Annotated in this window: 24 protein-coding genes; all 24 read left to right on the top strand. The window is 64.3% G+C overall.

Annotation, left to right across the window (positions count from 1 at the left end; all coding sequences use genetic code 11):
• Positions 1-97 precede the first annotated feature (97 nt).
• The 24 genes from rpsD (at position 98) to BAUR9175_RS00495 (ending at position 25,916) form a co-directional block, all read left to right on the top strand.
• Entirely contained in the window at positions 98-697 is a 600-nt protein-coding gene (rpsD, locus tag BAUR9175_RS00610) for a 30S ribosomal protein S4 (RefSeq protein ID WP_009881438.1), read from the top strand.
• Between the two features lie 256 nt (positions 698-953).
• A complete protein-coding gene (gene alaS / locus BAUR9175_RS00605; RefSeq protein WP_101582657.1) occupies positions 954-3,608 on the top strand; it encodes an alanine--tRNA ligase in 2,655 nt (884 codons plus the stop codon).
• Complete coding sequence (ruvX, locus tag BAUR9175_RS00600) at positions 3,605-4,081, top strand: Holliday junction resolvase RuvX (RefSeq protein WP_029416490.1); 477 nt, start codon at positions 3,605-3,607, stop codon at positions 4,079-4,081. Before alaS ends, ruvX begins: the two co-directional genes overlap by 4 nt.
• Positions 4,078-5,220, top strand: a complete 1,143-nt coding sequence (gene mltG, locus BAUR9175_RS00595; RefSeq protein ID WP_101582655.1) for an endolytic transglycosylase MltG — start codon at positions 4,078-4,080, stop codon at positions 5,218-5,220. Before ruvX ends, mltG begins: the two co-directional genes overlap by 4 nt.
• On the top strand, positions 5,217-6,134 hold the full coding sequence (locus tag BAUR9175_RS00590; RefSeq protein ID WP_101556307.1) for a shikimate dehydrogenase family protein: 918 nt from the start codon (positions 5,217-5,219) through the stop codon (positions 6,132-6,134). The genes mltG and BAUR9175_RS00590 overlap by 4 nt, the downstream gene beginning before the upstream one ends.
• A 27-nt stretch (positions 6,135-6,161) precedes the next feature.
• Entirely contained in the window at positions 6,162-6,932 is a 771-nt protein-coding gene (locus tag BAUR9175_RS00585; RefSeq protein WP_009881433.1) for an A24 family peptidase, read from the top strand.
• Positions 6,933-6,942: 10 nt separating this feature from the next.
• Positions 6,943-8,148 carry a chorismate synthase gene (aroC, locus tag BAUR9175_RS00580; RefSeq protein ID WP_029416487.1) on the top strand — a complete coding sequence of 402 codons (1,206 nt, stop codon included), beginning with the start codon at positions 6,943-6,945 and terminating at the stop codon, positions 8,146-8,148.
• A complete protein-coding gene (locus BAUR9175_RS00575; protein WP_009881431.1) occupies positions 8,145-8,768 on the top strand; it encodes a shikimate kinase in 624 nt (207 codons plus the stop codon). Before aroC ends, BAUR9175_RS00575 begins: the two co-directional genes overlap by 4 nt.
• A gap of 79 nt (positions 8,769-8,847) precedes the next feature.
• On the top strand, positions 8,848-9,963 hold the full coding sequence (gene aroB / locus BAUR9175_RS00570; RefSeq protein ID WP_009881430.1) for a 3-dehydroquinate synthase: 1,116 nt from the start codon (positions 8,848-8,850) through the stop codon (positions 9,961-9,963).
• Positions 9,964-10,134: 171 nt separating this feature from the next.
• Positions 10,135-10,695: an elongation factor P gene (gene efp / locus BAUR9175_RS00565; RefSeq protein WP_009881429.1), complete on the top strand. Its 561-nt coding sequence runs from the start codon at positions 10,135-10,137 to the stop codon at positions 10,693-10,695.
• On the top strand, positions 10,696-11,103 hold the full coding sequence (nusB, locus tag BAUR9175_RS00560; RefSeq protein WP_029416485.1) for a transcription antitermination factor NusB: 408 nt from the start codon (positions 10,696-10,698) through the stop codon (positions 11,101-11,103).
• 110 nt (positions 11,104-11,213) lie between these two features.
• Positions 11,214-11,765 (top strand): bifunctional pyr operon transcriptional regulator/uracil phosphoribosyltransferase PyrR, encoded by a 552-nt coding sequence (gene pyrR, locus BAUR9175_RS00555; RefSeq protein WP_009881427.1) that lies wholly within the window; start codon positions 11,214-11,216, stop codon positions 11,763-11,765.
• Entirely contained in the window at positions 11,762-12,742 is a 981-nt protein-coding gene (locus BAUR9175_RS00550) for an aspartate carbamoyltransferase catalytic subunit (protein ID WP_096145599.1), read from the top strand. The genes pyrR and BAUR9175_RS00550 overlap by 4 nt, the downstream gene beginning before the upstream one ends.
• Entirely contained in the window at positions 12,735-14,054 is a 1,320-nt protein-coding gene (locus tag BAUR9175_RS00545) for a dihydroorotase (RefSeq protein WP_009881425.1), read from the top strand. The genes BAUR9175_RS00550 and BAUR9175_RS00545 overlap by 8 nt, the downstream gene beginning before the upstream one ends.
• Positions 14,039-14,533, top strand: a complete 495-nt coding sequence (locus BAUR9175_RS00540) for a PH-like domain-containing protein (RefSeq protein ID WP_009881424.1) — start codon at positions 14,039-14,041, stop codon at positions 14,531-14,533. Before BAUR9175_RS00545 ends, BAUR9175_RS00540 begins: the two co-directional genes overlap by 16 nt.
• Positions 14,530-15,681 carry a glutamine-hydrolyzing carbamoyl-phosphate synthase small subunit gene (carA, locus tag BAUR9175_RS00535; RefSeq protein WP_009881423.1) on the top strand — a complete coding sequence of 384 codons (1,152 nt, stop codon included), beginning with the start codon at positions 14,530-14,532 and terminating at the stop codon, positions 15,679-15,681. Before BAUR9175_RS00540 ends, carA begins: the two co-directional genes overlap by 4 nt.
• A gap of 9 nt (positions 15,682-15,690) precedes the next feature.
• A complete protein-coding gene (gene carB / locus BAUR9175_RS00530) occupies positions 15,691-18,966 on the top strand; it encodes a carbamoyl-phosphate synthase large subunit (protein ID WP_101582653.1) in 3,276 nt (1,091 codons plus the stop codon).
• Positions 18,966-19,823, top strand: a complete 858-nt coding sequence (gene pyrF / locus BAUR9175_RS00525) for an orotidine-5'-phosphate decarboxylase (RefSeq protein ID WP_101582651.1) — start codon at positions 18,966-18,968, stop codon at positions 19,821-19,823. Before carB ends, pyrF begins: the two co-directional genes overlap by 1 nt.
• Before the next feature lie 320 nt (positions 19,824-20,143).
• Positions 20,144-20,455, top strand: a complete 312-nt coding sequence (mihF, locus tag BAUR9175_RS00520) for an integration host factor, actinobacterial type (RefSeq protein WP_096158782.1) — start codon at positions 20,144-20,146, stop codon at positions 20,453-20,455.
• Between the two features lie 19 nt (positions 20,456-20,474).
• On the top strand, positions 20,475-21,038 hold the full coding sequence (gene gmk, locus BAUR9175_RS00515; RefSeq protein ID WP_009881419.1) for a guanylate kinase: 564 nt from the start codon (positions 20,475-20,477) through the stop codon (positions 21,036-21,038).
• Between the two features lie 12 nt (positions 21,039-21,050).
• Complete coding sequence (gene rpoZ / locus BAUR9175_RS00510) at positions 21,051-21,383, top strand: DNA-directed RNA polymerase subunit omega (RefSeq protein WP_009881418.1); 333 nt, start codon at positions 21,051-21,053, stop codon at positions 21,381-21,383.
• The gene (gene coaBC / locus BAUR9175_RS00505; RefSeq protein WP_101582650.1) at positions 21,380-22,627 is read left to right on the top strand and encodes a bifunctional phosphopantothenoylcysteine decarboxylase/phosphopantothenate--cysteine ligase CoaBC; all 1,248 of its coding nucleotides are present in this window, start codon (positions 21,380-21,382) and stop codon (positions 22,625-22,627) included. The genes rpoZ and coaBC overlap by 4 nt, the downstream gene beginning before the upstream one ends.
• Complete coding sequence (gene metK / locus BAUR9175_RS00500) at positions 22,624-23,826, top strand: methionine adenosyltransferase (RefSeq protein WP_009881416.1); 1,203 nt, start codon at positions 22,624-22,626, stop codon at positions 23,824-23,826. Before coaBC ends, metK begins: the two co-directional genes overlap by 4 nt.
• Complete coding sequence (locus BAUR9175_RS00495; RefSeq protein WP_069600247.1) at positions 23,826-25,916, top strand: primosomal protein N' family DNA-binding protein; 2,091 nt, start codon at positions 23,826-23,828, stop codon at positions 25,914-25,916. The genes metK and BAUR9175_RS00495 overlap by 1 nt, the downstream gene beginning before the upstream one ends.
• The last annotated feature ends 29 nt before the right edge of the window (positions 25,917-25,945 follow it).

Genomic DNA, 25,945 nt, shown 5'->3' with positions numbered 1-25,945 from the left:
AACAACCGTTTCGACTCGGGCGAGAACCTATGGCCAGTCGTGACACACCATATTGATGAAAGGTAATACAGTGCCAGCACCAGCACGTAACCGCCGGATGACGCGCGTCTCGCGCGCCCTCGGCATGCCGCTGACTCCGAAGGCGGAGAAGTACTTCGAGCGTCGCCCGTATCCTCCAGGCGAGCACGGCCGCGCACGTCGTCGCAATGACAGCGACTACTCGGTCCGTCTCAAGGAGAAGCAGCGTCTTCGCGCCCAGTACGGCATCCGTGAAGCTCAGATGCTCAAGACTTACAAAGAAGCCAGCCGCCTCTCCGGTCTGACCGGTGAGACCATGGTTGAGCTCCTCGAAATGCGTCTCGACGCCCTTGTCCTGCGTTCGGGCTTCGCCCGCACCATCGCCCAGGCACGTCAGTTCGTCGTGCACCGTCACATCACCGTTGACGGACAGCGCGTCGACCGCCCCTCCTTCCGCGTGAAGGAAGGACAGACCATCCAGGTGCACGAGCGCAGCGCATCGATGGATCCGTTCCAGGTCGCTGCAGCCGGTGGACACAAGGATGTTCTCCCTGCAGTTCCGGGTTACCTCAACGTCAACCTCGAGGGACTGCAGACCACTCTGCTTCGTCGCCCGAAGCGCGAAGAGGTTCCTGTGACCGTCGACGTTCAGCTGGTCGTCGAGCACTACTCGCGCTGATCACCCCAGAGGGATCGCACGGCAGCAACTGCCCGGAACATCGAGTTCCGGGCAGTTGTGCATTCACCCCCAATTCGTTCGGACGGTGAACAACCGCCCGACAATCGCTCAACCACAGGACCGAACCTAAAGCTGATCTCGGGGTGACCAGCGGGTCGGCGGCGCGCAGCGTCGGCACCTCGCATAATGTGGTTGAGTCACTAAACTAGTCACTGATGAGTGCAAGAGTGCACACGCAACATGTGAAAGGCCTTGGATGAAGACGGCAGAGATCAAACAGCGCTGGTTGGACTACTTCGAAGCGAATGGGCACGCGGTCGTCCCCTCAGCGTCGGTGATCAGCTCCGATCCATCGATCCTGTTCAACATCGCAGGAATGGTGCAGTTCATCCCTTACCTCACCGGTCGGGAACCTGCTCCGTTCAATCGGGCCACGAGCGTGCAGAAGTGCGTGCGCACCGGCGACATCGAAGAAGTCGGAAAGACCACCCGCCACGGCACGTTCTTCCAGATGAACGGCAACTTCTCCTTCGGCGATTACTTCAAGCGCGAGGCCATCCGCTTCGCCTGGGGCCTGCTGACGAACTCTGTGGACGACGGTGGGCTCGGCTTCGACAAGAACCTCCTGTGGGCGACAGTCCACGAAGACGACCTCGAGACCATCGACCTGTGGCTCGAAGAGACCTCGATTCCCCGTGACCGCATCCAGCCGCGCGACAACGAGGACAACTTCTGGCACACCGGGCAGCCCGGTCCCGGCGGTTACTGCTCCGAGATCTACTTCGACCGCGGCCCCGAATACGGAGTCGAAGGCGGCCCTGTGGCCGACGAGGATCGCTACATCGAGATCTGGAACCTCGTGTTCATGGAGTTCGAACTCAGCGATGTCCGGTCCAAGGTCGACTTCGACATCGCAGGCGAGCTCCCCGCCAAGAACATCGACACCGGCATGGGCCTGGAACGCGTCGCCTTCCTGCTCCAAGGCGTCGAGAACATGTATGAGATCGACGAGGTCTTCCCCGTCATCGAAGCCGCCAGCCGACTCTCCGGACACCGTTACGGTGCCGATCACGAAGCCGATGTGCAGATGCGCGTCGTGGCTGACCACGTGCGTTCCTCCCTCATCATCATCGGCGACGGTGTTCGCCCCGGCAACGAAGGACGCGGCTACATCCTGCGCCGTCTCCTGCGCCGTGCCGTGCGTGCGATGCGTCTCCTCGGCGTGACCAGCGAGGTCCTGCCCGAACTGCTCCCGGTGTCGATGGAGTCGATGAAGCTCTCCTACCCGGAGCTCGAGACCGACTTCGACCGCATCTCCCGCATCGCCTATGCCGAGGAGAAGGCGTTCCTGCGGACCCTGGAGTCCGGCACTCAGCTGTTCCAGAACGCGGCAGCCTCACTGCCCGCATCGGACAAGACCCTCAGCGGCGACGTTGCGTTCGCTCTGCACGACACCCATGGCTTCCCCATCGACCTGACCTTGGAAATGGCCTCCGAGCAGGGCGTGAATGTCGACGAAGAGGGATTCCGTGCCCTCATGAGCGAACAGCGGACCCGGGCGAAGGCCGACGCGAAGGCGAAGAAGGGCGGCGGACATGCCGACCTCTCGGCCTATTCGGCACTGCTCGAAGACGGTGTCTCCGAATTCGTCGGCTACGACAGGCTCGAAGCCGACTCTCGGGTGCGCGGGATCGTCGTCGATGGTCTCGCCCAGGAAGTCCTGACACCCGGACAGACCGCCGACCTCATCCTCGATCTGACCCCGTTCTACGCCGAGGCAGGCGGGCAGCGTGCCGACATCGGCCTCATCAAGGGCCATGGCTTCACCGCTCGTGTCCTCGACGTGCAGAATCCCATCAAGGGTCTGCCCGCTCACAGGGTCGAAGTCATCGACGGCGAGATCCACGTCGGCGCCGAGGTCCTGGCCGTCGTCGACCACGACCACCGGTTCCAGGGTTCACAGGCACACACCGCCACCCACCTCGTCCACGCAGCACTGCGGGAGATCCTGGGCACCCACGCAGTTCAGGCCGGATCGATGAACCAGCCCGGTTATATGCGCTTCGACTACTCGTTCCCCGAAGCACCCAGCCAGCAGATGCGTGCGGAGATCGAAGACGTCGCCAACCTCGCGGTGCGCTCGAACTATGAGGTCGGCACCGAATTCCTGCCCTTCGAAGACGCCCGGAAGTCCGGTGCGATGGCACTCTTCGGCGAGAAGTACCCGAACATCGTGCGCGTCGTCGACATCGGCGGACCCTTCTCCCGTGAACTCTGCGGAGGCACCCACGTCGGTTCTTCCTCGGAAGTCGGGCCGATCTCCGTGCTCTCCGAAGCCTCCGTGGGCTCCGGTGTGCGCCGCATCGAGGCCGCAGTCGGCATGGACGCCTTCCGCTCCCTGGCCGCAGAACGCAGCAGCGTGTCCTCCCTCTCCGACATGCTCAAGGTGCCAGGCACCGATGTGCAGGAACGCGTCGGGGACCTGATGAGCAAACTCAAGGACGCGGAGAAGGAAATCGCCCGCCTGAACTCCCAGCAGCTGTTGGCCTCAGCCGGCAAGTTCCTCGACAATGCCGAGACCGTGGGATCAACCCTGTTCGTCGTCGCCGACCTCGGCGACGTCTCCAACGCAGGGGACATCCGCACCGTCGTCACCGACCTGCGCGGCCGAGTCAGCGAACGGTCCGCTGTGGTTCTGGGAATCGGCACAAGCAACTCGAAGCCGGTCGTCGTGATCGCCACGACCGCCGCCGCACGTGAAGAGGGACACCAAGCTGGGAAGCTCGTCTCCCTGGCCTGCGGTGAACTCGGCGGCGGCGGAGGCGGCAAGCCCGACCTCGCCCAGGGCGGCGGCAGCGATGTCAGCGCGATTCCCTCTGCCATCGCAGCAGTCAAGGCAGCTCTCCAGTGAGTTTCCGCCGGGGCCGTCGATTGGGCCTCGACATCGGTTCGGTGCGCATCGGGGTGGCCGCCAGCGACCCCGATGGCATCCTCGCCACGCCACTGACCGTGGTGAGGCGGACCGATGAACCCGCAGCGTTGAAGACGCTGCGGGAGATCATCGACGAATACGAACCGATCGAACTACTCATCGGCGACCCGAAATCCCTCGACGGATCGGCCCGAGCGGCAGCAGCAACAGCCTTGGAGTTCGCGAAGCGGATCAGCGCTGCCACGGCGACGCCGATCCGCCTCGTCGATGAGCGCTTCACCACTGTCGAAGCCCACCACGCCCTCGCAGCCGCAGGGAAGAACTCGCGTCAGCGCCGAGAGATCGTCGACGCCCAGGCCGCAGTCATCATTCTGCAGAACGCCCTCGAATACGAACACAACACCGGACAACCGGCCGGTCGAGCAATGCCCGACGAGGAGAGTGAGCAATGAGCCCGTTCCCAGGCGAGTTTTCGGAAGACGAAGGGCTGTCCAGGTCCGATCTCAAAGCCAAGAAGCACCGCCGGATGATGCGCAGACGCAGGACGACGGCCATCGTCGTCGTCTGTGTTCTCGTCTTCGGCATCGGCGGTTTCTTCGGTGTCAGAGCCGCCGGCGGAGTCTTCGACGACCTGTTCGGTCCCAAAGGCGACTATGAGGGCGCCGGCACCAGCGAGGTCTCTGTGGAGATCCCGCCGGGAGCCTCGGCCCGTTCCGTGGCCAACCAGCTCGTCGAAGCCGGAGTGATCATGAACTCCGAGCCGTTCCTCGATGAGGTCGAACGTCGAGACATCACGATTCAGGCCGGTCCGATCATCTTGCGCGAGAAGATGAGTTCCAAGGCAGCAGTCGAAGCGTTCGTCAATCCCATCAAACCGCCCAAGATCACGATCGCCGAGGGGCGCAAGATCGAGCAGATCAAGTCCACGATGGTTGAATCGGGGATGAAGGCCGAGGCGGTCGACAAAGCCATCGACGATAAGACCCCGAAGGACTACGGCCTCGACGTCGATGCTCCCAGCCTTGAGGGCTATCTGTACCCAGCGACGTACGATCTCGACAAGGAGAAGACCGCCCAGGCTGTTGTGTCCGAAATGGTCGCCAAGACGAAGACCGAGATCGAGAACTCCGGCATCGACCTTGATGACGCGAATCGGATCATGACTCTGGCCAGCCTCGTCGAGATCGAATCGCCTGGTGACGAGGACGTCCGGAAGAAGGTGGCGCGCGTCTTCCTCAACCGCATCTCCGATGATTCGAAGACCGGCAAACTCCTCCAATCTGATGCCACCGTCGCCTACATCCACGGTGCCCGCAGCGACCTGACGACGACGAAGGAAGAACGCCAGTCAGACAGCCCGTACAACACGTACAAGCAGAAGGGGCTGCCTCCAGGGCCGATCAACTCGCCGAGCTCCGGTGCTGTCGATGCCGCACTCAACCCGACAGAAGGCGACTGGCAGTTCTTCGTTGCCACGAACCCGGACACAGGGGAGACCAAGTTCGCCGACACCTTCGACGAGCACCGGAAGAACGTCGAGATCTACCGGAAGTGGCTCAAGGAACATAACAAAGGCAACGGCGACGGATGACGATTTCGGCTGCGGTGCTCGGTCGCCCGATCGCTCATTCCAAGTCACCGCTGCTTCATCGTGCGGCGTTCCAGGCGCTGGGACTTCACGGCAGCGAATACGCCAGCTACGACCTCGGTGCCGATGAGCTCGAGGCGTTTCTGGCGGATCATGATCAGGAAGTCGGATTCTCCCTGACGATGCCGCTGAAGGAGCAGCTCGTCGAGCTCGCACGCGCTCATGGGTGGGATCTCGACGACACTGCCGGGCTGACCGGTGTCGCGAACACCCTTGTCCGTTCAGCGAGTTCGACGGCAGTGGCCAATACCGATGTCCAGGGGATCGTGCGAGCCCTGGCACCAGGGCTGACCACGTGCGACACGGAATATGGTGACAGGGCCACGATCCTCGGTGCGGGAGCGACTGCGGCCTCTGCGCTGCTGGCCTGCCACGAATTGGGCATCACCTCGATCGAGTTCCTCGTGCGGAACCCTGATCGGGCGCGTCGGGTCCTCGAACTCAGTCAACGGCTCGGGATCACGGCGACCACCGCACCGCTGAGGCGGATCGAACCCGCTGCCATCGTCATCTCCACCCTCCCCGCCGAGGCGGTTCCCGAGCTGCAGTGGTCACCCGACTTTCACAGCGGAGTGGCACTTGATGTCGCCTATGCCGCCGAATCCGGCTTCCTTCGAGCGGCCGAGGCACATGGCCTGATCCCGGTCGAAGGCACGGTGATGCTCGTCGAGCAGGCTGTGGCGCAGTCGGAGATGTTCATCGCCGCAGCCGAGTCGCAGAACGCTGAGGCTGAGTTGCGGAACACGGAGACTGCAGACGGCGGAGACCGACGCACGAGGGACTCTGCACGTCGAGCAGCCATCACCGTGGCCATGTATCGAGCCCTCGAGGACGCACCTGGACCGGTAGGCGACTGACGACGGAGACGGGAAGGGCAGGCGAGGGTGGACATCGGAGTTCTCCACGTATGGCCGATCGGGGTCAGCGCCCTCATCAGCGCTGGCTTCGGACTGCTCCTGTCTCGCTCGACTTCATGGTGGACAGCCGATGACGGACACGTCGGCGTGCTCGCGAGATCACATGCCTTCCGCCCGCTGCCCTTGGCAGTCCTGGGCATCGTGCTCGCAACCGTTGCCACCCTGCTCTTCCCCGGGATCGGTCCCGCCTCCGTCGCTGGATCCTCGACGGCTTCCAACCCCGTCGCTGGCTCCTCGGCTGGCCTAGGGGCGTTCGACGCATTTCTGCTGGCGCTGAGCCTGGGCACAGCAGCCGCGGCCACACCATTCCTCGTCGTCGTCGACTTCGTCATCCACCGGCTGCCGGACAGGATCATGTACCCGCTCATCGGCGCCGAACTGTTGGTCCTCGCCCTCGGATCGCTCCTGGGAGAGTCCCAGATGTGGGTTCTGGCCCTGATCGCCGGTGGCGCCGGGGTGCTGTTCTTCGGCATCCTCCACCTGATCGGGCGAGTCATGCATGCACGCACCATGGGCCTCGGCGACGTCAAACTCGCCTTCGTCGTGTTCGGCGTGCCCACGCTGTTCTCGGTATGGGCGCCAGCTCTCGTCCTCATCATCATGATGCTCATCGCCGGCCTCGCGGCACTGCTGTCGGCGGCCGCACGACGCAGTCTGAAGACGACGACGATCGCATTCGGACCCGCAATGCTATCCGGAATGTGGTTCGGGTCGGTGCTTGCGCCAATCCTTTTGTAGAATCGGTTGAATGTTGAGATGGCTGACTGCAGGCGAATCCCACGGCGAAGCGCTGACTGGGATCATTGAAGGGCTTCCCGCCCACGTTCCGATCACCAGGGAAGATATCCGCGCGAGATTGGCTCGACGCCGATTGGGCTACGGCCGTGGAGCACGGATGAAGTTCGAAGCCGACGAGGTTCGCCTCCTCGGCGGAGTCCGACACGGTCAGACACTGGGTTCACCGGTGGCCGTTGAAGTCGGGAACACCGAATGGCCCAAATGGGAATCCGTGATGAGCCCCGACCCGATCGACGAGGACGAGCTCGCCGGTCAGGCCCGCAACGCCCCGCTGACCCGCCCGCGGCCCGGCCACGCCGATATCGTCGGAATGCAGAAATACGGGTTCGACGAGGCACGCCCGATCCTCGAACGCGCCTCCGCCCGAGAGACCGCGATGCGTGTAGCCCTGGGAACTATCGCCGCGAACTTCCTCGGCGAACTGGGCATCACACTCGTCTCCCACACCGTGGCAATCGGCACGGCTGCGGAGTCCACAGAAGCCACGTCCGAGCCAGCTTTGCCGCTCGCCTCGGACGTCGACGCACTCGACGCCGATCCCGTGCGCTGCTTCGACCCGGAACTCTCCGCACGCATGGTGGCCGAGATCGATGCTGCGAAGAAGGCCGGGGACACCCTCGGCGGTGTCGTCGAGGTCCTCGCCTACAACCTTCCGCCCGGACTGGGCTCGCATGTCCACTGGGACCGTCGGCTCGACTCCCGACTCGCTGGAGCCCTAATGGGCATTCAGGCGATCAAGGGCGTCGAGGTCGGCGACGGCTTCCTCACCACCCGGCGCCCCGGGTCCGCGGCCCACGACGAACTCGCTGTGGGTGACGACGGCATCCGACGCGTGAGCAACCGAGCCGGCGGCACCGAAGGCGGAATGTCGACAGGTGGTCCGCTGCGAGTCCGTGCAGGCATGAAGCCCATTGCCACGGTCCCACGCGCCCTGGCCACCGTCGACGTCGTCACCGGTGAACCCGCCAAGGCCAACCACCAGCGCTCCGACGTCTGTGCGGTTCCGGCGTCGGGAGTCGTGGCCGAGGCCATGGTGGCTCTCGTTCTCGCCGAGGCAGTGGTGGAGAAGTTCGGGGGAGACTCCGTGGCCGAGACCAAACGGAACCTGGATGCCTACGTGGCGGCCATTCCGGAGAACCTCCGAATCGGCCAATGACTCAACGCCCGCACCCGAAACCGGTTCCACCATTGGAACCGGTCCCGGCCTCGCAGTCGCGCATCGTCCTGACCGGGCCGCCTGCCGCCGGCAAATCCACGATCGGTCGGCTCTTGGCCGATCGACTCGATCTGCCGCTCATCGACACGGATGCGAATATCGTCGACAAGTACGGTGTCATCGCAGAGATCTTCGTCGAACGCGGTGAGGACCACTTCCGGCGGATCGAACGCGAGGTCGTCCGACGTGCCCTGCGTCGTCTCCTCGACCGTCCGGGAATCGTATCCCTGGGCGGGGGAGCGATCCTCAATTCGGGCACCCGAGCGCAGCTGGGTCATCCGGCGATCAAGGTCGTGCACATCGATATCGACGTTGACACCGTCATGACGCGATTGAACTCGCCGCATCGGCCTCTGCTGCGGGGTGCGGGAACGCCGGTCGAGAACTGGTTGGCACTCGTGAAAGAACGGGAGCCGCTCTACGACCAGGTCGCGACCTTCCGCGTCCACGCGTCGAATTCGCATCCTTCGACCATCGTCAACCGCGTCGTCGATGTCCTCACCGGGCTGCAGCGAGCCGAAGAGTATGCCAAGTACTCGGACCGGGAAGCAGAGAGTTAGGCTTGGGGACGCAAGACGTTCAGAAGTCAGCCACCGCGGTCATCACCGACGCGGAGGCAGCAAAGGGGAAAGTGCACGAATGAGTCTCACACGCATCAACGTCGAAGCCGGCGGGAACTACCCGGTTCTCGTGGGGCAGGGGCTCCTGGGTGAACTTCCCGAGCTTCTGGGGCCACGGGTCGAGAAGGTGCTCGTCATCCATCCTCGGGCTCTGCGGACGACGGGGGAGACGGTCCGTGACGACCTGCGCGCAACCGGCCTCGATGCCATCGTCGCCGAGATCCCCGATGCCGAGGAAGCCAAGCACGTCCAGGTCGCAGCATTCTGCTGGCAGGTGCTCGGCCAGAGTGATTTCACTCGCTCCGATGCCATCATCACGGTCGGCGGGGGAGCTGTCTCCGACCTCGGCGGCTTCGTCGCGGCCACCTGGCTGCGGGGAATCTCCGTCATCCACATCCCCACCACGGTGCTGGGAATGGTCGATGCGGCCATCGGCGGCAAGACGGGCATCAACACCGCCGAAGGCAAGAACCTCGTCGGTTCCTTCCATGCCCCCTCGGGTGTCCTCGTCGACCTCGACACGCTGCAGACGCTGCCGGAGAACGAGCTCTTCACCGGCCTCGCCGAGGTGGTCAAGACCGGCTTCATCGCCGATCCCAAGATCCTCGATCTGGTGAGCAGTCATTCGAAGGCAGAGATCGCCGAGGTGGACGGTCCCGTCCTGCGCGAGCTCATCGAACGCTCCATCGCTGTCAAGGCCGAGGTCGTCGCCGATGACTTCAAGGAATCCGGTCGACGCGAGATCCTCAACTACGGCCATACCTTGGCACACGCCATCGAGCACAAGGAACGATACCAGTGGCGCCATGGTGCCGCCGTGTCCGTGGGCATGGTCTTCGCCGCCGAGGTGGCGGCGATGGTCAAGAGTCTTCCTCCCGAGACCGTCGACCTCCACCGTGAGCTGCTGACCAAACTGGGTCTGCCCGTGGCCTACCGTGCCGATGTCTGGCCACAGCTGCTGGACACTATGAAGCGCGACAAGAAGGCCCGCGGCTCCATGCTGCGCATGGTGCTGCTGGGTGAGGTCGGGGCACCTTCGACCGTGGAGATCCCAGATGTCTCGATCCTCCATACGGCCTACCAGGAGATCGGGGAGGACTCGCCGCGGGTCATGCTCGGTGCGGACCTGGGCTGAAGTCAGCGCTCGGGGCAACCTGAGAGCGCATCCTGAGCCGAGTTCGCGGGCCCGAGATGGCAGCCCCCGCAGGAGCTTGCTAGAATTGCTGTTTGGCGAAACTGCCAACCAATGCCAAACACACCCAATCACCTCGCGGTGGCCAAGACTGACACGAAGAAGGACGGATTAGTGGCTTCAACCAACGACCTGAAGAACGGCCTTGTGCTCAATATCGACAAGCAGCTGTGGCAGGTGCTGGAGTTCCAGCACGTCAAGCCCGGCAAGGGTCCGGCATTCGTCCGCACCAAGCTCAAGAACGTCATCTCCGGCAAGATCATCGACAAGACCTTCAACGCCGGAACCAAGGTCGAGACAGCCAACGTCGACCGTCGCGACATGCAGTACCTCTACCATGACGGCACCGACTACGTGTTCATGGACGCTGAGGACTACGACCAGGTCAGCGTCTCGCCTGAGCTCGTCGGTGATGCCGCCAACTACATGCTCGAGAACCAGAACCTGCAGATCTCCTTCCACGAGGGCACGGCGCTCTCCGTAGAGCTGCCGCCGTCGGTCGAGCTGCTGATCACCCACACCGAGCCCGGCCTGCAGGGCGACCGCTCCACCGGCGGCTCGAAGCCTGCGACGCTGGAGACCGGATACGACATTCAGGTGCCTCTGTTCCTCGAAGAGGGCACCAAGGTCAAGGTCGACACCCGCAACGGCGACTACCTGGGTCGCGTCAAGTAAGTGTCAGCACGTACGCGGGCCCGCCGTCGGGCCCTGGAACTGATGTTCGAGGCCGGTCAGCGACGCCTCGACACCGAGCAGATCGTGACCATGAGGTCCAACGATCCCGACTATCCGATGAAGGCCTACGCGGTGGAGATCGTCGAAGGAATCACGAGTCATCGTGAGGAGATCGACGAGATCATCGCCACCTATGCGGAGGGCTGGACTCTGGAGCGGATGCCGGCCGTTGATCTGGCGCTGCTCCAGATCGGGACCTGGGAGATCATCTTCAACGACGAGGTGCCCGACAAGGCAGCGATCGACGAAGCGGTGTCCCTGGCCAGGCAGTTCTCAACCGATGACTCACCCGGCTTCATCTCGGGTCTGCTCTCACGCGTCCTGGACGTCAAGCCGACCCTGATCTGAGTCCGCGGGTCCGGAATCCGGACCCGCGAACCGACCTCGCTCAACCGAGGTCTACAATCGAATCGAACCACTCCTTTAACCACCGTCCGGAGAGGCGGAGAAGGGGAAGCATGACACAGCGAACAGTGCTCGATGCCCCAGATATGAAACGGGCAATGACCCGTATCGCCCACGAGATCATCGAGTCCAACAAGGGCAGCGATGACCTCGTCCTCCTAGGGATTCCACGCCGCGGGGTGCCCCTGGCCACCCGGCTGGCCGAACAGATCGCCTCGATCTCGGCACGACCGGAGATGGCAGGCGAACTCGTCGGTAGCCTCGACATCACCATGTACCGTGATGACCTGCGCAGCGGCGCCTACCGCGCCCCGGAGCCCACCACCATTCCCGCCGCCGGCATCGATGCCAAGACCGTCGTCCTCGTCGACGATGTGCTCTTCTCCGGCCGCACCATCAGAGCCGCACTCGATGCGCTCTCGGATCTGGGCCGTCCGTCCAAGGTTCGGCTGGCCGTGCTCGTGGACCGTGGCCACCGGGACCTGCCGATCAGGGCCGATCACGTCGGGAAGAACCTCCCCACCTCCAGCAGCGAACGCGTCAATGTCTCCCTGGCTGAGATCGACGGCGAAGACGGCGTGACCATCTCGGGAGGCCGCGAATGAAGCACCTCCTCGACACCGTGTCGCTGAGCCGCGAGGACTCCATCTCGATTCTCGACATCGCCGAAGAGATGACACAGGTCTCTGACCGTGAGGTCAAGAAGCTGCCTGTTCTGCGTGGACGCACCGTGGTCAACCTCTTCTTCGAAGACTCGACACGGACCCGTCTTTCCTTCGAGGCAGCGGCCAAGCGGCTTTCCGCCGACGTCCTCAACTTCTCCGCCAAGGGCTCTTCGGTATCCAAGGGCGAGAGCCTGCAGGACACCATCCAGACGATCTCGGCCATGGGCGCCGATGCGCTCGTCGTTCGGCATCCCGGATCCGGCACCCCGCATCGCCTGGCCCACACCGGTTGGATCGATGTTCCCGTCGTCAACGCCGGCGACGGCACTCACGAACACCCCACTCAGGCACTGCTCGACGCCTTCACCCTGCGCCGTGCCCTCGGCGGATTCTCCGCCTCGGGTGCTGTCAAGGACGGCCCACGCGGACGCGGTCTCGACGGGGCGAAGGTCGCCATCGTCGGCGACGTCCTCCACTCCCGGGTAGCCCGCTCGAATGTTCACCTGCTGGCCAACCTCGGCGCCGAAGTCCATCTGGTCGCACCCCCGACGCTGCTGCCCTGGGGCGTCGAGACCTGGCCTGTGACCCTGCACTACGACCTCGACGAGGCGCTGCACAGCGAAGACTTCGCAGCCGTGATGATGCTGCGTGTCCAGCACGAGCGCATGCACGAATCGTTCTTCCCCAACGAACGCGAATACGCACGATTGTGGGGACTCTCCGCGGCCCGCCTGGCGGGACTGCCGAAGGAGACCTTCATCATGCACCCGGGGCCGATGAACCGCGGCTTCGAAATCTCAGCGGCAGCCGCCGACTCACCGCGCGCCCTCATCCTCGACCAGGTCGAGAACGGAGTCAGCGTGCGCATGGCGGTCCTGTACCGCCTCTTGACAGGCCAGGAGGAGACCAATGACTGACTATCTGATCCGCGGTGCGAACGTGCTGGGCCAGGGAAGTGCCGATATCGCCATCAAGGACTCGACGATCGTCGATCCGGATCTGCTCGATCCCGACGACACCTCGGTGGAAGTCGTGAGTGCAGAAGGACTGATCGCTCTGCCTGGGCTCGTCGACATGCATACGCATCTTCGCGAACCGGGAAAGGAAGACGCGGAGACGATCCTGAGCGGGTCACGAGCGGCCGCGGCGGGCGGGTTCACCTGCGTCCATGCGATGGCGAACACCGCACCTGTCGCCGACACCGCAGGCGTGGTCGAACAGGTCCACCGCCTCGGGCGTACCGCCGGCTACACCGAAGTCGTGCCCATCGGTGCCGTGACAATCGGACTCGAAGGCAAGAACCTCGCCGAAATCGGAGCCATGGCCCGATCGGCGGCTCGCGTCCGCATCTTCTCCGACGACGGGATCTGCGTCTCCGACCCGCTGCTCATGCGCCGGGCCCTCGAATACGTCAAGACCTTCGACGGAGTCATCGCCCAGCATGCACAGGAACCGCGCCTGACCGAGGGCGCGCAGATGAACGAGGGTGTCGTCTCCGCTGAGCTGGGACTGCCCGGCTGGCCCGCCGTCGCCGAGGAATCGATCATCGCCCGCGATGTGCTCCTGGCCGAGCATGTGGGCTCACGGCTGCACATCTGCCACGTCTCGACCAAAGGCAGCGTCGACATCATCCGCTGGGCGAAGTCGCGCGGAGTCGAGATCACCGCCGAGGTTACCCCGCACCATCTCATGCTCACCGACGAACTCGTCCGCAGCTTCGACCCTGTATACAAGGTCAACCCGCCGCTGCGCACCGAGGCCGATGTCACCGCACTGCGCGAGGCGCTGGCCGACGGCACGATCGACGTCATCGGCACCGACCACGCCCCACACACCGCCGAACACAAATGCAGCGAGTGGACGGCCGCGGCCATGGGCATGGTCGGCATGGAGACGGCACTGTCCATCGTCGTCGAGGCGATGGCGGACTACGACTTCGACTACGGCGACCTCGCCCGGGTCATGTCGGTGACTCCGGCGCGGATCACCGGGGCCACCGGCCATGGCAGCCTCGAAATCGGCTCCAGTGCCAACATCGTGCTCATCGACCCGAACTCGACGCACACGATCGTGCCCGATGACCACGCGACGAAGGGCCGCAACAACCCCTTCGCCGGTCTTGAGGTCTCCACCTCGATCACCGACACATTCTTCTACGGCCACCGGGTTCTCTCCGGCGGACGACTCAGCACACCCCATCCGGCAGGAGCATCATGGACAGACCAGTAAGCGTCATCATCATCGCGGTCGTCTTCCTGCTGCTGGTCCTCGCCATCACCTGGGGGTGGAGCCGACGAAAGAAGAGCCAGACCGACGTCCCGCAGCCAGCGAAGCCGCATATGGGAATCAAGCCCGTCGCAGAACCTGTCGAAGGCTCCTATGTGTCGACGACCCTGGCCGGGCACCCACTCGAACGCGTCGCCGTCCATGGTCTCGGCATCCGCACCACGGGAGAGATCGTCGTCACCGACGGGGGAGTCATCATGGACCTCGCCGGACGTGAGGACTTCCTTATCCCCAGGCGCGACATCGTCTCCGTCGACACCACCGCCGGCATGATCGGCAAATTCGTCGAACGCGGCGGCATCGTCCGCATCACCTGGCGGCTGGGGGAGACCCTCGTCGACACAGGCTTCCGCGCCCGTTACGCCGCCAGCACCACCCCCACCGTCGACCGCATCCGCGAAATGATCGAAGAGGCACAATGACACTGTCCACCACACCTGCCGTCCTCGTCCTCGAAGACGGACGCACCTTCCGAGGCTCTGCCTACGGCGCCATCGGAGAGACCCTGGGCGAAGCGGTCTTCGTCACCGCCATGTCGGGCTATCAGGAGACACTGACCGACCCGTCCTATCACCGTCAGATCGTGATCCAGACCGCGCCGCACATCGGCAACACGGGAATCACCGATGATGACGACGAATCGGCCAAGATCTGGGTCGCCGGCTATGTCGTCCGCGACGCCTCCCGCGTGTCCTCGAACTGGCGCTCCATCGGAGACCTGTCCACGCGCCTCGAAGAATCCGGCATCGTGGGCATCAGCGACGTCGACACCCGTGCCCTGACCCTGCATCTGCGCGAAGCCGGTGCCATGCGCATGGGCATCTTCTCCGGTCCCGCCGCCGATGCCGATGACAAAGAGCTGCTGGCCAAGGTCCAGGCCTCACCGCATATGGCCGGCGCGAAACTGGCCGAAGAGGTCTCGATCACCGAGCCCCAGCTCATCCCCGCTGTGGGAGAGCGGAAGTTCAGTGTCGCGGCCCTGGACCTGGGCATCAAATCGATGACGCCGGAACGCCTGAGCGAACGCGGCATCGACGTCCACCTCCTGCCCGCCACGACGAGCTTCGACGAGATCAAGGCGCTGGGCGTCGACGGAGTCTTCTTCTCCAACGGCCCCGGGGATCCGGCGACCGCCGATGACCAGGTCGGACTCCTGCGCGAGGTCCTGGCTGCGAAGATCCCGTTCTTCGGCATCTGCTTCGGCAACCAGCTGCTGGGCCGAGCACTGGGCTTCGGCACGTACAAACTGCCCTTCGGTCACCGCGGCATCAACGTCCCGGTCATGGACCGCACCACCGACAAGGTGGAGATCACCTCGCAGAACCACGGATTCGCCGTCGACGCGCCCCTGGAGGGCGAGACGCAGGCACCACACGACGCGGACTTCGGTCGAGTCACCGTCTCCCACGTGTGCCTCAATGACGACGTGGTCGAAGGCCTCCAGTGCCTCGACATTCCGGCGTTCTCCGTCCAGTTCCACCCGGAGGCCGCCGCCGGGCCTCACGATTCGAGCTACCTGTTCGATCGCTTCATCGACCTCATGTCCACTTCCCAGGTCGCACAGGCCTAAGGAGCACTCATGCCACTCAGACAAGATCTCAAATCCGTCCTGGTCATCGGTTCCGGACCGATCGTCATCGGTCAGGCCTGTGAATTCGACTACTCGGGCACCCAGGCCTGCCGTGTGCTGCGCGAAGAGGGCCTGCGCGTCATCCTCATCAACTCGAACCCGGCGACGATCATGACCGATCCCGATGTCGCCGACGCCACCTATGTCGAGCCCATCGATCCCGACATCATCGAATCGATTATCGAGAAGGAACGCCCCGACGCGATCCTGCCGACCCTGGGCGGTCAGACGGCGCTCAACGCCGCGATCGAACTCCACGACGCAGGAACCCTCGAGAAGTACGGGGTCGAACTCATCGGCGCCGACGTCGAAGCCATCCAGCGCGGCGAGGACCGTCAGAAGTTCAAGACCATCGTCGAAGAGTGCGGCGCAGAATCGGCCAAGTCCGTCATCTGCCACACCATCGACGAGGCACTTGCTGGTGCCGAAGAGCTCAACTATCCCGTCGTCGTGCGGCCGTCGTTCACCATGGGCGGGCTCGGCTCGGGCATGGCCTATGACGAAGCCGACCTGCGCCGCATCGCCGGAGCTGGACTGGGCGATTCGATGAACCACGAGGTGCTCCTCGAGGAATCGATCCTCGGCTGGAAGGAATACGAACTCGAACTCATGCGCGACCACAAGGACAACGTGGTCGTCATCTGCTCGATCGAGAACGTCGACCCTGTGGGCGTGCACACCGGTGACTCGATCACGGTGGCACCCTCGCTGACGCTGACCGACCGCGAATACCAGAAGATGCGCGACATCGGCATCGACGTCATCCGCGCCGTCGGCGTCGCCACCGGCGGCTGCAACATCCAGTACGCCGTGGATCCGAAGACCGGCCGCATCGTCGTCATCGAAATGAACCCGAGAGTCTCGCGCTCCTCGGCCCTGGCTTCGAAGGCCACCGGATTCCCGATCGCGAAGATGGCCGCGAAGCTGGCCGTCGGCTATTCGCTCGACGAGATCCCCAACGACATCACGAAGGTCACCCCTGCCAGCTTCGAACCGACGCTGGACTATGTCGTGGTCAAGATCCCACGGTTCACCTTCGAGAAGTTCCCCGCAGCCGACCCGACGCTGACGACGACCATGAAGTCCGTGGGCGAGGTCATGGCCCTGGGCCGTAACTTCACCACCGCCTTGCAGAAGGCCATGCGCTCGATGGAGCAGCGAAAGGCCTCATTCTCCTGGACCGACCTGCCCGACATCAGCGACGAGGACGTCAGAGAGTCCGTCCTCGAAGCCATCTCGCATGCCACCGCGGATCGCATCCACTCCGTGCAGCGGGGTCTGGCTGCGGGACTGACCAATGCGGAGGTCTTCGAGGCCTGCGAGATCGATCCCTGGTTCCTCGACCAGATCGAACTCATCAATGAGGTCGCCGAGTTCATCTCCGCAGCAGACGAACTCGATCCCCAGGTGCTCAAGGTCGCGAAGAACCACGGTTTCTCCGATGAGCAGATCGCCGAACTGCGCAGCATGGAGACCGGTGTCGTCACCGGTGTCCGCCACGCCCTGCGGATCCGCCCCGTGTTCAAGACCGTTGACACCTGTGCCGGTGAGTTCGCCGCACACACCCCGTACCACTACTCGAGCTACGACGAGGAGACCGAGGTCGCCCCGCGTGAGAAGCCGGCCGTGCTCATCCTCGGTTCGGGTCCGAACCGGATCGGTCAGGGCATCGAGTTCGACTACTCATGCGTGCACGCGACGATGGCCATCTCCGAGGCAGGCTTCGAGACCATCATGGTCAACTGCAACCCCGAGACCGTGTCGACGGACTATGACACGGCCGATCGTCTCTACTTCGAACCTCTGACCTTTGAGGATGTCATGGAGGTCTACCACGCCGAGGTGGCCGCCGGTCCCATGCTCGGTGTCGTCTGCACCCTGGGTGGGCAGACCCCGCTGGGCTTGGCCGATAAGCTCAAGGCCGCAGGCGTGCCGGTCCTCGGCACCCAGCCTGAGGCCATCGACCTGGCCGAAGACCGCGGCGAGTTCGGGGCCGTGCTCGACCGTGCCGGGCTCACCGCACCGAAGCACGGCACCGCCGTGACCTACTCCGAGGCCGAGAAGATCGCCGAGGAGATCGGCTACCCGGTCCTCGTGCGTCCGTCCTATGTTCTCGGTGGCCGCGGAATGCAGATCGTCTACGATCGCACGCAGCTGGTGGACTACATGGCCACGGCCACGGAGATCTCCGTGGACCGTCCGGTCCTCGTCGACAGGTTCCTCGAAGATGCCATCGAAATCGACGTCGATGCCCTCTATGACGGCACCGACATCTTCATCGGCGGCATCATGGAGCACATCGAGGAGGCCGGTATCCACTCCGGTGACTCGGCGTGCGTGCTGCCCTCGCTGACCTTGGGTGAGGATGTGCTCGAACGCGTGCGCACCGCCACCGCGGCGATCGCCGAAGGCACCAATGTGCGCGGACTGCTCAATATCCAGTTCGCCATCACCGCCGACGTGCTCCACGTCATCGAGGCCAACCCCCGCGCCTCGCGGACCGTGCCCTTCGTCTCGAAGGCCACGTCCACTCAGCTGGCCAAGGCAGCAGCGCTCATCGCGGTCGGCCGCACCATCGCAGATCTGCGCGGGGACATGCTCCCCGAGACCGGCGACGGTTCGCGGCTGCCTCTGGACCACCCGATCGCGGTCAAGGAAGCGGTCCTGCCGTTCCGACGGTTCAGGACCGTCGAGGGCAAGGTCGTCGACTCGATCCTCGGACCGGAGATGCGCTCTACGGGTGAGGTCATGGGCATCGACCACGACTTCCCGACGGCCTTCGCCAAGGGTCTCCTGGGCGCATCGGTGAAGCTGCCGACCTCCGGTACGGTGTTCGTCTCGGTCGCTGACCGGGACAAGCGCGCCATGGTCCTGCCCGTGAAGGAACTCGTCGACATGGGCTTCGACGTCGTCGCGACCACCGGCACGGCCGCGGTCCTGTCCCGCTACGGCATCAAGACCACTCAGGTGCACAAGCACTTCGAGGCCGATGCCGAGGATCGCACCATCCTCGACTACCTGGCAGCGGGGACGATCGATATGGTCATCAACGTTCCGTCCGGCCGTCAGGAACGCGCAGACGGCTACGAGATCCGTGCTTCTGCCACAGCGAACTCCGTGCCGCTGATCACCACTTTGGCCGAATTCGCCGCGGCAGTCACCTCGCTCGAGGTCGTCCGCGACAAGACGTTCAAGGTTCGCAGTCTGCAGGATTGGAGCGCGTGATGTTCGGCGCCCGCCTCCAGGCGGCCATGGACGAGCACGGACCACTGTGCGTGGGCATCGACCCCCACGATCATCTTCTCGAGGCCTGGGGACTGCCGCGCACGGCGGAAGGTGTGCGCGAATTCTCTCTGCGCACGGTGTCTGAACTGTCCGGGACTGTGGCCGCCGTGAAACCGCAGTCGGCCTTCTACGAACAATACGGTTCGGCCGGGGTCGCTGCGCTCGAAGAGACTCTGGCTGCCTGCCGGGAACACGAGCTCATCAGCGTCCTCGACATCAAACGCGGGGACATCGGGTCGACCATGGGAGCGTACGCACGCGCCTACCTGGAGCCCACCTCGGCGCTGGCAGCGGATTCGATCACGGTCTCCCCGTATCTCGGATTCGGGGCACTGGACCCGGCGTTCGACCTCGCCGAGGCGCATGATCGGGGCGTCTTCGTCCTGGCCCTGACCTCGAATCCCGAAGGTGCGGAAGTTCAGCACGCACGACGTGGTGAGGCCGCAGACGGCTTCGGTGACTCGGTCGCCGGGTCGATCGTGTCCCAGGTCGCCGCGCGCAACGAGGCAGACTCCACCGAGGGCTTGGGCCGGTTCGGCCTGGTGGTCGGTGCCACGATCGGGTCCGCGGCCCGTGACCTCGGCTTCGACCCGGCCGCATGCGGCGGTCCGATCCTGGCACCCGGGGTCGGTGCTCAGGGAGCAGGGATCGCCGAGCTGATCGATGTCTTCGGATCCGAGGCCATCGCGGCCAACCAGATCCTGGCCACCACCTCACGGGCCGTGCTCAGCGCAGGACCCGAAGGCGTGCGGGCAGCGGCAAAGTCGCTCAACGAGTCCCTGACACAGGTGATCTGAGACTCGCAGGACATGTCAGCCGGTCGCGCAGGAGCTGTTTGAGACCACCTGAGCGTGTGTCTGATCTCACTGCGCTTAAGGCGTGCAGGCAGCGTCATTGTGCGGCCTGCACGCCTTCTCTCGTTGCCTGCTCTGTGCCGATTGCCTGAATGCTCTCCTCCGATTTTCTGCGTCGCCTGAGGTGGAGTGGGGTGGACCCGAAGTGAGCAGTTCTGCGAGCAATTGAGTTTTCTTTGCCGCTTTATGCCTCTCACGAGGGTTTTTGTTTTAGACTGAAGCAACTTCCCTACCTGCCCGTTCATGGTGACAGAGGAGATAATGTGGCACTCGAACCTTTGACCCCGCAACAGCGTTCAGCCGCTCTTGACAAGGCTTTCAAAGCGCGTCAGGCGCGAGCCGAGGTCAAATCAGCGCTGAAGAATGGTCAAACCGATCTCGCCGCCGTGCTGAAGAAGGCCGACGCAGACGAAGCACTCGCGAAGATGCGCGTCGTCGATCTGCTGAGATCCCTTCCGGGAGTCGGCGACCGGCGTGCGGAAGCGGCCATGGACGACGTGGGCATCGCCTCGTCACGTCGGATCAAGGGCCTGGGCGTACACCAGAAGAATGCCCTGTTGGAGAAATACTCCTGAATGTGTGAACAATAGATCTGTGAATAATCGACTGACCGTTCTCGCGGGTCCCACCGCGGTCGGAAAAGGCACCATCAGCGCGTACATCAGAGATCACCATCCCGAGGTCTGGTTCTCCGTCTCCGCCACCACGCGGCCACGGCGGCCCGGCGAAGTCGATGGTGTTCATTATCACTTCATCAGCGATGACGAATTCGACTCGCTCATCGCCGCCGGTGAGCTGCTCGAGTACGCCGTGGTCCATGGTCGCCACCGCTACGGCACGCCCTCGGCCCAAGTGCAGGAGAAGCTTGCTCAGGGGATTCCGGCCCTGTTGGAGATCGATCTGCAGGGCGCACGCCAGGTCAAGGACAAGATGCCGGAGGCGCTGTTCGTCTTCCTGGCACCACCCAGCTGGGACGAGCTCGTGTCGAGACTCACCGGTCGCGGAACGGAATCAGAGGCCGAACAGGAGCGTCGACTCACCACTGCCAAGCAGGAATTGGCGGCCGAATCCGAGTTCAACGTCACCATCGTCAATGACCACGTTCGCACTGCGGCCGAAGAACTCATATCATTGATGGGTATATCCACTACCGATTAGATTGGACATTCATTGCCTGCACAACCTGAAGGCATCACCAATCCACCGATTGATGATCTGCTGGCCGTGACCAGCTCGAAGTACGAACTGGTCTCGATTGCGGCTCAGCGAGCCCGCCAGATCAATTCCTACTACGCCCAGCTCCAAGAGGGACTGCTCGAAAACGTCGGTCCGCTGGTGACCCCCGGCACCCATGAGAAGCCGCTGTCGATCGCGCTCCGCGAGATCAACGAGGGCAAGATCGTGGCTCGCGAAGTCACCGAAGCCGACTTCGGTGGCCTCAGCCAGGAGCCTGCGCAGCCCGCTGCCAGCAACGATGGCGCACTGGACTTCAGCGACCAGTGAGAACCGTACTCGGCGTCGCCGGTGGAATCGCCGCCTACAAGGCGTGCCATGTCATTCGGCGGCTCCGGGAGCTCGGGCACAGCGTCAAGGTCGTGCCCACTGCCAGCGCGCTGAACTTCGTCGGTGCCGCCACCTTTGAGGCACTGTCCTCGCAGACCGTGAGCACCGACGTCTTCGACGAGGTCGAGTCGGTCAACCATGTCCGCATCGGGCAGGATGCCGAACTCGTCGTCATTGCGCCGGCCACAGCCAATACCCTGGCCAAACTGGCCGCAGGCATCGCCGATGACCTGCTCACCGCAACGGTCCTGACGACGACCGCCGAGGTGGTCGTCGCCCCGGCCATGCACACCGAGATGTGGCAGAACGCTGCCACCGTCGCCAACATTGCGACCTTGAAGCAGCGCGGCATCCATGTCCTCGAACCCGCTGTGGGACGACTCACCGGACCCGACTCCGGTCCCGGGCGCCTGCCCGAACCCGAGACGATCGTTGATTTCGCCCTTGCCGCCGCTGCGAACGCTGCGGCCGCCAAGCTCGGCGGACCGCTGCAGGGCAAGCGCCTTGTCGTCAGTGCCGGCGGAACCCGAGAACCACTCGATCCCGTGAGATTCCTCGGCAACCGCTCCTCAGGCAAACAGGGCATCGCACTGGCACGAGCCGCCGCCGCAGCCGGAGCCCACGTGGACCTGGTCGCGGCCAACATCGACACGGGACTCCTGTCCGGTCTGCCGGAGAACGTGCGCATCACGAACGTCGAATCCACGCTCGAACTCCAGACCCAGATGCTCGCCTCTCAACCCGAGGCCGATGCCATCATCATGGCCGCAGCCGTCGCCGACTACCGGCCGGCACAGCGCACCGATTCGAAGATGAAGAAGTCCGGCGGTGAGGGCCTGACCCTCAACCTGGTGCAGAACCCCGATGTGCTCGTTGGGCTCGTGCAGTCACGCCCCGAGTCGCAGATCATCGTCGGATTCGCCGCCGAGACCGGAGATTCTCATCACAGTGCGCTCGACTACGCCAAGGCGAAGTTCCGGCGCAAGGGTGTCGACCTCCTGGTCTTCAACAATGTCTCCGAGGACAGAGCCTTCGGCCACGATGACAACGCCGTCCAGATCCTCAGCGCTGACGGCACTGACGTCGACGCATCCGTGGAATTCCACGGCAGCAAGGACGATGTTTCGGAAAAGGTCATCGCGGCTCTCGTGAATCGAATGGAATGCGTAGAATCGACGCCGTGAGTCAATCAAATCTGCGTTTCTTCTCGTCCGAATCCGTCACCGAGGGCCATCCCGACAAGATCTGCGACCAGATCAGCGATGCCGTTCTCGACGATCTGCTGAGTCAGGACCCGAACGCCAAGGTCGCAGTCGAGACGATGGTCACCACCGGTCTCGTCCACGTCGCCGGCGAGGTCAACACCGCGGCCTACGCCGATGTCGCCGGCATCGTCCGCCGGCTCATCACAGGAATCGGCTATGACTCCTCCGACACCGGATTCGACGGACACTCCTGCGGAGTCTCCGTGTCCATCGGCAGCCAGTCCACCGACATCCATTCCGGTGTGACCAACCCGCTGGACTTCCGTGAAGCCGTGGAATCCGACCACGGCTCAAGCCTGGGCGCCGGAGACCAGGGGTTGATGTTCGGCTATGCCGACAACGCCACCGATGTCCTCATGCCGGTGCCGATCCACCTGGCCTCACGCATGGCCGAGAAGCTGTCCGAGGTGCGCAAGACCGGCGCCCTTGACTACCTGCGCCCCGACGGCAAAACCCAGCTGACACTCGGCTACGATGGCGACGAAGCCGTGTCGATCGAGAACATCGTCGTCTCGACCCAGCACGCGGCACACGTGAACCAGGCCCAGCTGCATTCCGAGATCAAGGACTTCGTCATCGATCCGGTCATCGCCGGTTCCGGTCTCGACGACTCTCATGCCAACATCCACATCAACCCGGCCGGTCCCTTCGTCACCGGCGGACCGATGGGCGATGCCGGACTGACCGGTCGCAAGATCATCGTCGACACCTACGGCGGCTACTCCCGCCACGGTGGAGGTGCCTTCTCTGGGAAGGACCCGTCGAAGGTCGACCGCTCTGCTGCCTATGCCATGCGTTGGGTGGCGAAGAACGTCGTGGCGGCCGGGCTCGCCGACCGCGCCGAGGTGCAGGTCTCCTACGCCATCGGCCGTGTCGACCCGATGGGCCTCTACGTCGAGACCTTCGGCACCGAGAAGGTCGACCCGAACGCGATCTCGAAGGCGATTCGCGAGGTCTTCGATCTGCGACCGGCCGTGATCATCCGGGACCTCAACCTCCTGCGCCCGATCTACTCCCAGACGTCGACCTACGGTCACTTCGGCCGCGAGCTCCCTGATTTTACTTGGGAGGTCACGGACCGCGCCGACGATCTGCTGCGTGCAGTCTCCTCGGCTTGATGGACGAACCTCTTCCGATCGACACCGGCACCTCTGCCCTCGGACAGGTGCCGGTGGCTGCGGAGGATCCCGTGGCCCGAGTGCTCATCGATCACCCGGTGCCGCACCTGGCCCGTGCCTTCGACTACGCGGTGCCGGAGAAGTTCGCCGACACCGCCCGTCCGGGTGTACGAGTACGGGTCAAGTTCGCAGGTAAGCTGCGTGACGGTTTCCTGCTCGAGCGGGTCGAGTCATCCGATCACATCGGACCACTGGCCACGATCGAACGCATCACCAGTCCGGTCGCAGTCCTCACCCCCGAGCTGCTGCGTCTCGGCACCGCCACCGCCCGCCGCTACGCCGGCACACTCTCCGACGTCCTTCGGCTGGCGATCCCACCACGCCACGCCCGCGCCGAGAAGGCCGTTCTCAAGGCTGAGAAGACGCGTGAGCAGAACGCGAGCAGTTCCAGCGCACCGACAGACTCCGGTAACGCGAGCACGGCGTCCGAGAACTCGACCACCGCTGCAGACAACGAGACGGCGACTGCCGAGGACACGGTCGGCCGCCTCGGCGAATGGGTCCTCAGACATTCCCCGTCCGACCAGGCAGAGGACTTCCCCGCCGCCGAACATCCGCGCATCGCACTGACCTGCGTACCCGGGCCCACCCCGGGACTCAGTTGGATCACCGCCGGACTGGCCGCAGCCAGGGCCACACTGGCCGCGGGGGAGTCCGTGCTGTGGCTGGTGCCCGATCACCGCGAACTTGCTGTCCTCTCAGCGGCCCTCGACGCCAGCGCGGACATCGACTCGCACTCGGTGCTCAGCGCCGACCAATCGCCCGAACAGCGGTGGAATGCCTGGCTGCGGGGACTGCTGGGACACACACGCATAACGATCGGCACCAGAGCCGCGGCCTTCGCTCCCGTCGCAGACCTGGGCCTCATCATCTGCTTCGACGACTCGAACTCGAACTACCTCGACCAGCACGCTCCCTACCCGCACGCCAGAGAGGTCTGCCTGCTGAGGTCGACCATCGAGACCACCGGGCTGCTGTTCGTCTCCACCGACCGCAGCGCCGAGATCCAGCGTCTCGTGGAAGTCGGGTGGCTGCGCGACAGTACGCCCACCGGCCCGGAACGTCGCGAGGGAGCACCCCGAGTATTCGTCCCCGATGAGGAACGTGACCCCTTCGCCTGGCAGCGCATCCCCTCGCGGGCCTGGCAGCTCATGCGTGGTGCCCTGCGCCCCGGAACCAAGGACACCAACGCGGTCGGCCCCGTCCTCGTCCAGGTCCCACGAGCCGGGTATTACCCGGTGTTCGCCTGCGCACGATGCCAAGAGGTCGCCCGCTGCCCCAACTGTTCGGCCACGCTGACCACCCAGTCCGAGGTGGGGCCCTTCGCCTGCCGATCCTGCGGCTTCCACTCCGAGACCTTCTCCTGCGGGCGCTGCCGCTCGAACCAGGTGCGGTCGATCGTGCGCGGCAGGGGTCGCACCGTCGAAGAGCTGCGCAAGGCCATGCCGGGGATCGAAATCCTAGAATCCGGCGGGGATGACATTCCCGTCGCCATCGATGACACTGCCCGCATCGTCGTCGCCACCACCGGAGCCGAACCCTATGCTCTCGGGGGCTACGCCTGCGCCATTCTGCTCGACTCGCTGTGGCCTGGGCCTTGGATGCGCTCAACCGACGAGGGGATCAGCCGACGACTGCGTGCGGCAGTCCTCGTGAGATCACGCACTGCCGGGGGAGTCGTCTACCTCGGCGACACCGACGAGGCAATCCGGAGCACGGTGACCACCTTCGACCCGGTCACCAGCATGTCCAGAGCACTCGGCGATCGCAGGGAACTCGGATTCCCGCCCTACCGTCGCATCGTCGAACTCACCGGTCCCGGCACCGGCATCGACGCAGTCCTCGCCGAGGTGCCCGAACTGACCGAACTCATCCGCGACTCCGACGGCGATGACCAGAAAGCGGTCGCAGCCTATCCGATCGCGGCTGGCGACGCGGTGGGGGAATCACTGGCCCATCTCATCGCCTCGCGGTCGGCGAAGAAGCTGCCCCAAGTCCGTATCCGCATCGACGATCCGCGGTCGCTGTGAGCCCGATGATGCCCGGGCGCCGCACCTGC

The sequence above is a fragment of the Brevibacterium aurantiacum genome (assembly GCF_900169065.1).
GTDB lineage: Bacteria > Actinomycetota > Actinomycetes > Actinomycetales > Brevibacteriaceae > Brevibacterium > Brevibacterium aurantiacum.
Note: the sequence above shows the minus strand (reverse complement) of the source record. Positions and strands in the feature narration are given on the sequence as shown.

What these genes read in the sequence shown, in the direction of transcription:
- BAUR9175_RS00590 (WP_101556307.1), top strand. Translation starts at nt 5,217, where the DNA reads ATGACGATTTCGGCTGCGGTGCTCGGTCGCCCGATCGCTCATTCCAAG.
- pyrF (WP_101582651.1), top strand. Translation starts at nt 18,966, where the DNA reads ATGTTCGGCGCCCGCCTCCAGGCGGCCATGGACGAGCACGGACCACTG.
- BAUR9175_RS00545 (WP_009881425.1), top strand. Translation starts at nt 12,735, where the DNA reads ATGACTGACTATCTGATCCGCGGTGCGAACGTGCTGGGCCAGGGAAGT.
- aroC (WP_029416487.1), top strand. Translation starts at nt 6,943, where the DNA reads ATGTTGAGATGGCTGACTGCAGGCGAATCCCACGGCGAAGCGCTGACT.
- BAUR9175_RS00495 (WP_069600247.1), top strand. Translation starts at nt 23,826, where the DNA reads ATGGACGAACCTCTTCCGATCGACACCGGCACCTCTGCCCTCGGACAG.
- aroB (WP_009881430.1), top strand. Translation starts at nt 8,848, where the DNA reads ATGAGTCTCACACGCATCAACGTCGAAGCCGGCGGGAACTACCCGGTT.
- BAUR9175_RS00540 (WP_009881424.1), top strand. Translation starts at nt 14,039, where the DNA reads ATGGACAGACCAGTAAGCGTCATCATCATCGCGGTCGTCTTCCTGCTG.
- carB (WP_101582653.1), top strand. Translation starts at nt 15,691, where the DNA reads ATGCCACTCAGACAAGATCTCAAATCCGTCCTGGTCATCGGTTCCGGA.
- BAUR9175_RS00575 (WP_009881431.1), top strand. Translation starts at nt 8,145, where the DNA reads ATGACTCAACGCCCGCACCCGAAACCGGTTCCACCATTGGAACCGGTC.
- rpsD (WP_009881438.1), top strand. Translation starts at nt 98, where the DNA reads ATGACGCGCGTCTCGCGCGCCCTCGGCATGCCGCTGACTCCGAAGGCG.
- carA (WP_009881423.1), top strand. Translation starts at nt 14,530, where the DNA reads ATGACACTGTCCACCACACCTGCCGTCCTCGTCCTCGAAGACGGACGC.
- alaS (WP_101582657.1), top strand. Translation starts at nt 954, where the DNA reads ATGAAGACGGCAGAGATCAAACAGCGCTGGTTGGACTACTTCGAAGCG.
- mltG (WP_101582655.1), top strand. Translation starts at nt 4,078, where the DNA reads ATGAGCCCGTTCCCAGGCGAGTTTTCGGAAGACGAAGGGCTGTCCAGG.
- pyrR (WP_009881427.1), top strand. Translation starts at nt 11,214, where the DNA reads ATGACACAGCGAACAGTGCTCGATGCCCCAGATATGAAACGGGCAATG.
- BAUR9175_RS00550 (WP_096145599.1), top strand. Translation starts at nt 11,762, where the DNA reads ATGAAGCACCTCCTCGACACCGTGTCGCTGAGCCGCGAGGACTCCATC.